The organism is Kitasatospora sp. NPDC059462, from assembly GCF_042749955.1.
GTDB lineage: Bacteria > Actinomycetota > Actinomycetes > Streptomycetales > Streptomycetaceae > Kitasatospora.
In genome coordinates, this window is sequence record NZ_JBHYUU010000243.1 from 1 (window position 1) to 10,293 (window position 10,293).

6 protein-coding genes and 1 pseudogene are annotated in these 10,293 nt (G+C 75.3%); 3 read left to right on the top strand and 4 right to left on the bottom strand.

Features of this window, described 5'->3' with window-relative positions:
- A partial coding sequence (locus ACFXAM_RS35155) for a nitrate- and nitrite sensing domain-containing protein (RefSeq protein WP_380297566.1) occupies nt 1-2,718 on the bottom strand: 2,718 nt, incomplete at its 3' end.
- A gap of 472 nt (nt 2,719-3,190) precedes the next feature.
- On the opposite strand from ACFXAM_RS35155, the gene ACFXAM_RS35160 reads away from it, so the two are divergent.
- The 3 genes and pseudogenes from ACFXAM_RS35160 to ACFXAM_RS35170 form a co-directional block, all read left to right on the top strand.
- Nucleotides 3,191-5,101: an AMP-dependent synthetase/ligase gene (locus ACFXAM_RS35160; protein ID WP_380297568.1), complete on the top strand. Its 1,911-nt coding sequence runs from the start codon at nt 3,191-3,193 to the stop codon at nt 5,099-5,101.
- Nucleotides 5,102-5,315: 214 nt separating this feature from the next.
- On the top strand, nt 5,316-6,515 hold the full coding sequence (locus ACFXAM_RS35165) for a polysaccharide deacetylase family protein (RefSeq protein ID WP_380297570.1): 1,200 nt from the start codon (nt 5,316-5,318) through the stop codon (nt 6,513-6,515).
- A gap of 386 nt (nt 6,516-6,901) precedes the next feature.
- Nucleotides 6,902-7,312 (top strand): annotated as a pseudogene (locus tag ACFXAM_RS35170) (nitroreductase/quinone reductase family protein); the annotation flags it as partial.
- 144 nt (nt 7,313-7,456) lie between these two features.
- Here the strand turns inward: ACFXAM_RS35170 and ACFXAM_RS35175 are convergent.
- From ACFXAM_RS35175 to ACFXAM_RS35185, 3 genes are all read right to left on the bottom strand, one after another.
- Nucleotides 7,457-8,257 carry an SGNH/GDSL hydrolase family protein gene (locus ACFXAM_RS35175; RefSeq protein ID WP_380297572.1) on the bottom strand — a complete coding sequence of 267 codons (801 nt, stop codon included), beginning with the start codon at nt 8,255-8,257 and terminating at the stop codon, nt 7,457-7,459.
- A gap of 328 nt (nt 8,258-8,585) precedes the next feature.
- Nucleotides 8,586-9,203: a hypothetical protein gene (locus ACFXAM_RS35180; RefSeq protein WP_380297574.1), complete on the bottom strand. Its 618-nt coding sequence runs from the start codon at nt 9,201-9,203 to the stop codon at nt 8,586-8,588.
- Between the two features lie 238 nt (nt 9,204-9,441).
- On the bottom strand, nt 9,442-10,293 hold an 852-nt coding region (locus ACFXAM_RS35185), incomplete at its 5' end, for a hypothetical protein (RefSeq protein ID WP_380297576.1).

Here is a 10,293-nt window from a genome sequence, read left to right on the forward strand (position 1 = left end):
ATACACCGACGACGCGGCGGGCGCCAGGCATATATAACAGAACCCGGGGTCCGGCGGCTGCCAGCCGGGCACGGGCCGCGGCGACGGCGCCGGCCGCGGCGGGGGTGCGGGAGCGGCCGGGGCACCGGTGGCGCCACGGCCACGGGTGAAGCCGCGCTGGAACGAGGCGAAGGTGGCCCGGGCCTCCTCGGGCGAACGCTCACGGGCCGCCTCGGCGCCGTCCGGGCCGGTACCGGCCGGGGCGGCGGCAGCGGTCTCCGCCGCCCGCTCGCGCAACTGCGGGGCGAGGCTCGCCTGCCGGACGCGGCGCGGCAGGCCGCCCGGGGAGACGGCCTCGGACGGCGCCCCGGCACGCGGCGCGGCGTCACCCGGCGCAACGGTGGGCGCGGGGGCCCCGGCCGCGGCGTCCGCCACGGTCGCGCCCCGCTCCTCGGCGCCCGAGGGATCGCCGCCACGCTCCTCGGCACGCCGGTGCCGGCCGGTGCCCGGTCCGGTGGGCTCGCCGCCCGGCGCCGGGACGAGCACCGGCCCGCCGGTGCCCCGCGACCGGCGCGGCAGTCCGCCGGGCGTGCGCGCGGGTTCGGGCGCCGAGGGGCGCGGCCCCCCGCTGCTCCGGTGCCGTCCGCCCTCCCCGTCGGCGCCGTTCACCGGGCTCGCCCCGTTCGCCCGGCTCGCACCGTTCGTCCGGGCCCCGCCGTTCGCCGGGCTCGCGCCGTTCGGCCCGCCGGGCCCGGGCACCGCGACGAGGTCGCGCCGGCCCGCCGCCGCCCGTCGTCCCCCGGCCGCAGCCGCGCCCGCGCCGGGCGGCTCCGGCAGCCCGTCCGGGGCCTCCGCCAGCAGCTCGCGCGGTATCAGCACCACCGCCGTGGTCCCCCCGTACGGCGAGGGCCGCAGGTGCACCCGGATGCCGTGCCGCCGGGCCAGCCGGCTGACCACGAAGAGTCCCAGCCGGTCGGTGTCGGCGAGGTCGAACTCCTGCTCCACGGCGAGGCGTTCGTTGATCCCGGCGAGGGCCTGCTCGCTCAGCCCGAGCCCCCGGTCGTCGATCTCCAGCGCGAAGCCGTGCGCCACCACCTCGCCCTGGACGGTGACCTGGGTGGCCGGCGGGGAGTAGACCGCCGCGTTCTCGACCAGTTCGGCGACCAGGTGGGTGACGTCCGCGACCGCGCTGCCGAGCAGCCCGGTGCCGGGGAACGGCCGGACGATCACCCGGGCGTAGTCCTCGACCTCGCCGACCGCCGCGCGCACCACGTCCACCATCCGCACCGGCTTGCGCCAGGCCCGGCCCGGCGAGCCGCCGGCCAGGATGATCAGGCCCTCGGCGTGCCGACGCATGCGGGTGGTGAGGTGGTCGACCTTGAAGAGGTCCTCCAGCTCCGCCGGGTCCTCGGTGCGCCGCTCCATGGTGTCGAGCAGGGTCAGCTGGCGGTGCAGCAGCACCTGGCTGCGCCGCGCCAGGTTGACGAAGACCGCGGAGACGCCGCGCCGCAGCTCGGCCTGTTCGACGGCGGCCTCGACGGCGGCCCGCTGCACGGCGTTGATCGCCCGTCCGACCTGACCGATCTCGGCCGGGCCGAACTCCAGCTCGGGGGCCTCGGTGACGACGTCCACCGCCTCGCCCTTGCGCAGCCGCAGCATCACCGACGGCAGCCGGGTGCCGGCCAGCTCGTTGGCGGCGTTGCGCAGGCCGATCAGCTCGCGGACCAGGCCGCGGCCGATCCGGTAGGAGATCAGGACCGAGAGCACCACGGCGACCAGGCCGATCACACCGGCGATGCCACCGCGCCAGAGCAGTCCGACCGCGTACGAGTGGTCGCGGTCGTCGATGGTGCCGGCCAGCCGGGTGTTGATCGCCGCGAGGTCGCCGAGCGCGTGGTCGGCGGTCCGCCGCCAGTCGCTGCCGTTGATCGCCTGGACGACGCGTTCGGGGCCGCCCGCGCCGACGAAGTCCGCCTCCGCCCGGGCGAGCGAGGCCCAGGCCTCGCCGCCGCGCAGGGCGATGTAGTCGGCCTGGTCGACCGGGTCCAGTTCGGCGATGTAGACCGTGAACAGGGCCTGCTGGTTGTGCAGGGCGTCGAGCGCCACCTGGTACTGCTCGGCGGTCGGGCGGCCGGGCGCGGTGCGCAGGCCCTCCATGGCCGCGTCCTCCTGGGAGAGGTACTCGCGGGCGCGCACCAGCTCGGTCAGGATGGTTCCCTGCCGCGGGAGCTGGCCGCTCTGGCGGGCGACGAAGGCGGACCGGAAGCCGAAGGTGGGCTTGACCAGGTCGGTGTACTGGGCGAGCGCGAACTCCCAGTTGAGCGCGGCGCGGCCGACCTGGGCGCGCAGCGGGGGGAGCTGGTCGGCGGCGGCGAGGATCTGCAGCAGGCGGCCGCGCTGGGCCTCGTCGAGCCGGCCGCTGCCGGTGTCCTTCTTCTGCCGCAGCACGGCGAGGTCCCGGTCGGTGACGGCCTGGGCCTGTTCGAGGGCGTCCCGGGCGGCGCGCGAGGCCGGGTCGGCCAGCCGCTTGACGGCGGCCCGGCGCTCGTTCTGCAGGTCGTGTGCGTACTGGTCGACCGGGGTGCCGAACTCCTTGTACGTCCTGCTGAGGTCCAGCCGGCTCCAGACGTCCCCGGCGGTGGTGAGCGTCGCGTACGCCCAGAGGGCGGCGAGGGCGACGATGGGCACCAGGAGCAGCGCGATGATCTTCGCGCGGATCGAGCTGCTGCGCAGACGCATGGAGTCCTCGGTCGGGAAGTGCCAGGCGCGGACGGGGTGCGGGCGGCGGGGTCGGTGGGGGCGTGGTCGGGCGCGGACGACGGGCGGGCTGGTACGGACCAGGTGCCGGTCCGGGGGTGGTTCCGCAGGCCTGGCCGGGAGACCCGGCCGCGGGTCTGCGAGACTCTACTACGCCCTGACCACTCGTTCGAGGGTCGAACCCGGCCTCTCTTCGCCCCGGACCGGATCGTGTCCGGATCGGCACCAAGATCACCGGTTCGGCGCCGTCGCCGTGCCGTCCCCGCGCCGTCCCGGTGCCGCCCTCCCTCCCGCCTCCGGGCCGCCTCCAGGCCGCTGACCGGCGGCGGACGGCCGTTCCACGGCACTTTGCGCACGACCCGGTGCCGATCTCGTCGCGTCACGGTCACAACCCTGGGCAGTCGGCACGCCATCCGATAGTTTCGCTCCACCTGCAGGACTGATCGGGGGGATCGTGCGCGAGTTCACCACCCCCGCCCCGGCCGGACCGCCGGCCGCCGGCGGACTGGCCGACTCGCTCTACGACACCGCCGAACGCTCACCCGGCCTGGTCCAGTTGACCCGCCCCGACGTTGCCGCCCCCCGGCAGCACGGCCGGCACCGCGCCGACGGGAGCGGGCGTCAGGACCCGACCGGGGGCCGGTGGCAGGACGCCGCCGGAAGCGGCTGGCAGGACGTCACCGCGGCCGGCTTCCGCGACGAGGTGCTCGCCCTCGCCAAGGGCCTGCTCACCCGGGGCGTGCGCTACGGCGACCGGGTCGCGCTGATGTCCCGCACCCGCTACGAGTGGACGCTGTTCGACTACGCACTCTGGTCGATCGGCGCGATCTCCGTGCCCGTCTACCCCACCGCCGCACCCGAGCAGGTCCGCTGGATCCTCGCCGAGACCCAGGCGACGGCCTGCCTGGTGGAGGACGAGGACCACGCGATGACCGTCGGCGCGGTCTGCGACGCGTTACCCGACCTGACCGGCATCTGGCAGCTGGACCGGGGCTGCGTCGCCGCGATCGTCGAGGACGGGCACGGGGTCCCCGACTCCCTCGTCCACCGCCAGCGGCTCGGTGTCACCGCCGACACCGTCGCCACCGTCGTCTACACCTCCGGCACCACCGGGCGTCCCAAGGGCTGTCCGATCACCCACGGCGCCCTGGCCACCGCCGCCGACGCGCTGCTCGACTGCTGGGGCGAGGCGCTGCGCGACACCGGCGGCCACCAGCCCTCCACCGTGCTGTTCCTGCCGCTGGCGCACGTCTACGGGCGGATGGTGCAGATCGCGGCGGTGCGCGGCGGCTTCCGGCTCGGCCACGTCTCCGAGGTGTCCACCGACGCCCTGCTGCCCGCGCTCGCCACGCTGCGCCCGACCTTCCTGCTCGTCGTCCCGTACGTGCTCGACAAGGTGTTCCAGCAGGCCCGCCGCTCCGCCGAGGAGGCCGGGCGCGGCGAAGTGTTCGACCAGGCCCGGCAGGTGGCCGTGGACTGGGCCACCGCCCGCGAGCTGCGGGTGTTCGGGCGCGGCCCCGGCCCCGGCGCCGCACTGCGGCTGCGCCACCTCGCCTACGAGCGGACCGTCTACCAGCGGCTGCGCGCCGTGTTCGGCGGCCGGCTGCGGGCGCTGATGTGCGGGGGCTCGACGCTGGAGCGCGGCCTCGGCCTCTTCTTCACCGGGATCGGCTTCCAGCTGTACACGGGCTACGGGCTCACCGAGACCTCGGCCGCGATCACCGGCAACCCGCCCGGGCGGGCGAAGGCCGGTACGGTCGGCCGGCCGGTGCCCGGCGCCACGGTGGCGATCGCCGACGACGGCGAGGTGTGGGTGCGCGGCCCCGGCGTCTTCGGCGGCTACCTCAACCACCCGCGCTGCACCGAGGAGTCGCTGTTCGACGGCTGGTTCGGCACCGGCGACCTCGGCAGCCTGGACGAGGACGGCTACCTGACCATCACCGGCCGCAAGAAGGACCTCATCGTCACCAGCAGCGGCAAGAACCTCGCCCCGGCCGCCCTGGAGCTGCGGATCGAGACGCACCCGCTGGTCTCGCAGTGCCTGGTGGTGGGCGACGACCGCCCGTACGTGGCCGCGCTGATCACCCTCGACCCGGCGGCGCTGGCGCACTGGCTGAAACGGCGCGGGCGCGGGCAGGCGGACCCGTGGGCGGTGCTCACCGACGAGGAGCTCCACGCCGAGATCCAGCGGGCCGTGGCGGCGGCCAACACCGCCGTCTCGCGGGCCGAGTCGATCCGCGCGTTCCGGCTGCTGCCCCGGGAGTTCGGCGTGGAGCAGGGGCTGATGACACCCTCGCTGAAGGTGCGGCGGGCGGCGGTCGCGGAGTACTACGCGGCGGACATCGAGGAGCTCTACGCCCCCTGACGGACCGTCTCGTCCCGCTTTCGGCGCGGCCGGTGGCGCCGACCCGGCCGTCACTCCTTGACGATCGGAGTGGTCCAGTCCATTGTTTTGGTCCGGTCAGAGTGCGGCACGCCGACGGCTCCCGCCCCCTCCGGGAGCACCCCCACGCACACCCCCACCTCCCCTTCACCGCGCGTCCGCCCCAACGGCCGCGTCCCCACGCAGGAGTCCCCACGTGTCCATCTCCTCGCGCATGCCCGCACGCCTGTCCGCGCTCGCCGCGACCGCCGCGCTGCTGGTGGCCGGTCTCGCCGGGCCCGCCGCGGCGGCGTCCGAGTCCGCATCCGTGTCCTCGTCCTCGGCCTCGCCCTCGTCCGCGTCCGCTTCCGGTGGGGGCGCCGCCGCTCCCGCCGTCAACCTGGCCACCAACCCCGGGTTCGAGATCCCCGCCTCCTCGCTCGCCGACTGGGGCAGCGTGCCCGGCTGGCGCTGTTCCGGCGGGCCCGCCGAGGCCTCCGTCACCGCCGTCGCCCCGCACTCGGGCACCTCCGCCCTGGCCGTCACCCCGGCGGGCGACGACTCCACCGGCGCGTGCACGCAGACCGTCTCGGTCCAGCCCGGTGCCACCTACACCGCCTCCGCCTGGGTCCGCGGGACGTTCGTCTTCCTCGGCGCCACCGACGGCACCGACCGTCCGACCGCCCCCGACTGGACCGAGGACACCCACGGCGGCTGGCAGAAGCTCACCACCCGCTTCACCGCCGGCGCCACCGCGACCACCGTCCGCCTCACCGTCCACGGCTGGTACCAGCAGGGCCCGTTCGCGGTCGACGACGTCCGGGTGGACGGCCCGGCCCCCGCCCCGGCGACCGCCGCCGCCTCGGTGCCGACCAGCGACAAGGTGGTCTTCTTCACCGTCGACGACGGCTGGCAGACCACCCCGGAGGCGGAGCGGTTCATCGCCGACCACCAGCTGCCGATCACCGCCTTCCCGCTGCCGATGGCCGCCGCCAACAACCCCGGCTACTTCCAGCGGGTCACCGCGGTGCCCGGATCCTCCGTGCAGAACCACAGCGTCTCCCACCCGGACCTCACCAAGCTCTCGCCCGCCGAGCAGCAGGTGGAGATCTGCGACGCCCGGGACTCGCTGACCCGCCAGTTCGGCACCGCGCCGACCGTGTTCCGCCCGCCGTACTTCGCCTGGAACACCGACACCCTGCAGGCCGCCGCCAACTGCGGCATGCGCACCGTGCTCACCGCCGACGCGGACTTCAGCTGGGGCGCCTCCAACATCTGGCACGAGGGCACCCTGTCCCCCGGGGACGTCGTGCTGATGCACTGGACCGACACCCTGGCCGGTGACCTCCAGCGCGCCCTGGCCGCCGCCGAGATCGCCGGCCTCAAGCCCGCGGGCCTGGCGTCGTACCTGCGCTGACGCCGCGCCGCACCACCGCGCGCCGCCACGCACTGGCACGTGCTGCCACGTACTGGCGCGTGCGGCCAGTACTGCCATGCACCGTCCTGCGCCGCCGGTCCCGTACGGGGCCGGCGGCGCGACCGTTGCCCCCGTCAGCCTTCCAGTGGCGCCCGTCGCGTCGGCCGGCGCTCGTTGACAGGTCGCGGGCGGGGTGTTGGGATGGGGCCCGTGCAGCGCGGCGCCGGCCACGGAGAAGTGGGCCGGCCGGCAGCCGAGCCGGCACCCGACACCGAGGGACGACGCGTGACGAGTACCTGCTCCGCTCCCCTTTCCTGACCCGATCCCCGCGGCCACGGCCGAGGCGCGGTGGCCGCTCTTCCTTCTCCGGAGATGCGTACAGACGTATGCCCATGTCGAATTCGTCGTTCAATCAGTCCGTCATCGAGGAGTTTCGCGCCAACGGTGGGAGGGTCGGCGGACCCTTCGAGGGCGGGGACCTCCTGCTGCTGACCACCACCGGCACGCGGACCGGCCGGGAGCACACCGTCCCGCTCGGATTCGTACGGGCCGAGGGCCTGCTGCTGATCGTCGCCTCGGCGGCCGGGGCGGCCGAGGACCCGCAGTGGTACCGCAACCTGGTCGCCCGCCCGGCGGTGCGGGTGGAGCTCGGCGAGGAGGTGTTCGACGCGACCGCCGTCCCGGCCGGGGGCGAGCGGCGGGACCGGCTCTTCGCGGCCGTCGTCCGGGCCGCGCCCGGGTACGGGGACTACCAGCGGCACACCCGGCGGGTGCTGCCGGTGGTCGCGCTGGAACGCCACTGACCGTGGACGAGCCCGCCGGTCCCTCCCCCTGTGAGGGACCGGCGGGCCCGGGCCCGGACCCGGTCAGGGCCTGAGCCGCGCTCGGGCCCGGGCGGATCCGCTCGGACCGGGGCCGCGCCGGGGCCCGGGCGGATCCGCTCAGACCTGGGCGGAGAAGACCGGGAGGTAGCCCCCCGACTGGCCGGCGGCCTTGGGGTGGTAGCTCTCGTCGACCGGCAGGGTGGTGCTGTTCAGCCAGGTGGTGCTGGAGCCGCAGATCTCGTGCTCGCGGAAGATCGAGCGGACGTCACCGAAGGCGAAGCCCGCGTTGGCCGCGCGCTTGGCGACGACGTCGTCGAGCGTGTCGGCGGCGCCGTTGATGGCGGCCCGCTTGGTGTCCCCGATGCCGAGGATGCAGCTGCCCCCGACCTTGTACATGTGCGGGTAGCCGAGCACGACGACGCGGGCGTTCGGCGCCTTGGCGCGGATCGCCGCGTAGACCTTGTCGAGCTGGCCGGGCAGCGTGGCGGTGGCGTAGTTCTTCGCGGTGGCGACGGCGTTGAGGCAGGCGCTCTCGGTGTCCAGGACACACGTCTGCATCGTGCTCGCGAAGCCCGCGTCGTTGCCGCCGATGCTGATGCTGACCAGCGTGGTGGTCGAACTCAACGCGGAGATCTGACTGTTGAGCACGTCTCCGGTTCTCGCTCCGGAACAGGCGACGAACTTGAAGGACGACGGCGCGTGCGCGTTCTTCCACAGGTACGCGTACGCGTTGGTGCTGCGCTTGCAGCTCCCGCTCTCGCTCGTGTAGCTGCCGGCACCGACGCCGGCGGAGTACGAGTCGCCCAGGGCGACGTAGTTGACACCGGCGGCGTGGGCCGAGCCGGCGGAGGCCAGCGTGGTCAGGGAAACGAGGGCCGCGGTGACGGCGACGGACATGACTCGGGCAGGGCGCGACATGTGGTCTCCTGGTAGTGACGTGTGTCACGCAATTTGATACCAGGCGGTAGCTAACGTGTGAAGTTGTCATGCCAAGTCAATTGACGAGCAGTCTGACAACGAGGGGAGAACACGCCCTTTTCTCACTACCGGCGACCGGGCGGGCGCCGGTAGTGACCGGACGGGGCATCACCCGGGTGGTCATCACCCGAACGAGGCGTCAGGTGGGCGGGAGACGGCGGCGGGGCGCCGGCGGGCGTGGGGCGCTGACGGCCGGTCGCCCGGGGGGACCGGAGGGACCGGACGCGGACGCGCGCGGTCCCGGGCGCGGACCCGACCCCGGGGGTGGTCACCCGCCCGGGGTCACCCCGGGGAAGACCTCGCAGCCGTCGACCGGCAGCTCCTCGATCGTCTCGTTGGCCGCCGCGGGCACGCCGAGCCACCGGACGGCGGTCGTCACCGCCGCCCGGGCCTGGCGCAGGCCGGGGGCACCCCAGCCCAGCAGCTCGACCGCGAGGCCCGGCGCCACCAGCAGCCGCCGGTAGTGCCGCCCCGAGGCCGGGTCCGGCGCGCTCGGGCCGACCGCCCCCAGCGCGGCGGCCATCCGGACCCGGGCGCACTCGTTCCCGCCGTTGGCCGACCCGACCCGGTCGTAAAGGTAGCCGAGGTAGTACGCCGGGCCGATCAGCGCCTGCGCCTCCTCGCCCGCCTCCCGGGCCAGCGCGCGACCGGGGTCGCCGGCGTCCTCCGGCTCCAGCGAACCGCCGGGCAGCGAGACGATGCCGTCCTTGGGGTTGACCAGCGTCAGCACCCGTCCGTCGGGGGCGAACAGCCACCCCCACGACTGCTTGACCGGCAGCCCGGGGGGCACCTGCTCGTCCGGCCGCCACGGCCACCCCGCGGTGGGACGCCGACGCACCCGGCCGAGCAGTTCGGCGATCTCCGCGCTGAACTCGATCCGGCTCATGCGTCCCCCCTCTCGGTGTCGGGCTCGCCGGGCCGACAGTGCGCGGGGACGTTCACGGGGACGTTCTCGGTGCGCGGTTCGGGGCCGAGCGGGCGGGAACGGCGGCGTGGGGCACCGGACGTTCCCACTGTTGATCTTCCCCGAAATCTTCCCCGAACAGGCGGTCGATGAACAGTCCCCAGCGCCGCTTGGTGGACACCGGGGCCCGAACGCCCTGGTCAGCCCCGGTCGGTCCGCGTCAGTCCAAGGGCCCACCCCCGTCCTGCGGCGAGGGCGGCGCCGGGAGGGGGAAGCCCGGCAGCGGGACGGCGGCCGGCGGGAAGGGCAGGCCGCGGCCGACGTCGTCGGCCAGCTCGTCCAGCACCTCCCGGACCGTCATCGGACGCAGCCGCCCACCGCGCAGCGCCCAGCCCCGCACCGCCCGGCCGCCGGGCGCCGCCGGATCCCCGTGCAGCACCATCGCCCCGGCCCCGCCGGCGGCCAGCCCCGCCGCCAGCGTGACGCAGAACGCCTCGTCGTCCCGTCCGCCCGCCGCGGACCGGCCCCGCTCCACCAGGAGATCGGTCGCCGAGGTCAGCTCCTCGCCGTCCTCGGGGCCGTGGCAGTGCAGGGTCAGCAGGTGGAACCCGTCACCGGCGCCCGCCGCCACCGCCGCGCGGACCTCGATCGCGTGCCGCATCGCCTCCACCAGCCGCCGGTCCCCCGGCGGCCCCTCCCCCGCCGCGGTCAGCAGCGCCGCCGTCGCGATGGAGATCCGCACCCTGGCCCGGTGGTCCCCGGCCAGCTCCGGCAGCAGCACCGCCAGCCGCTGCCCGGCGTAGACGAACGGCTCCCCGGCCAGCTCGGGATCGGCCGCGTAGGCGACCCGGGCCGCCGCGTCCCCCGGGTCGAAGCCGAGCGCCGCGCAGTACTCCTCGTAGTCCGCCGGGTCCAGCATCCGCAGGTGGACCTCGAAACCGTGCCCGCCCAGCGCCCGGAGCTGGACGGCCACCCGCCGCAGGTAGGCCCGGAAGGAGAGCCCGCCGAACAGCCCGTGCCCCGCCAGGTCGGCGAAGTCCGCGGCGCGGACCGCCACCGCGAGCGCCACCGG

What these genes read in the sequence shown, in the direction of transcription:
- ACFXAM_RS35180 (WP_380297574.1), bottom strand. Translation starts at nt 9,203, where the DNA reads ATGAGCCGGATCGAGTTCAGCGCGGAGATCGCCGAACTGCTCGGCCGG.
- ACFXAM_RS35175 (WP_380297572.1), bottom strand. Translation starts at nt 8,257, where the DNA reads ATGTCGCGCCCTGCCCGAGTCATGTCCGTCGCCGTCACCGCGGCCCTC.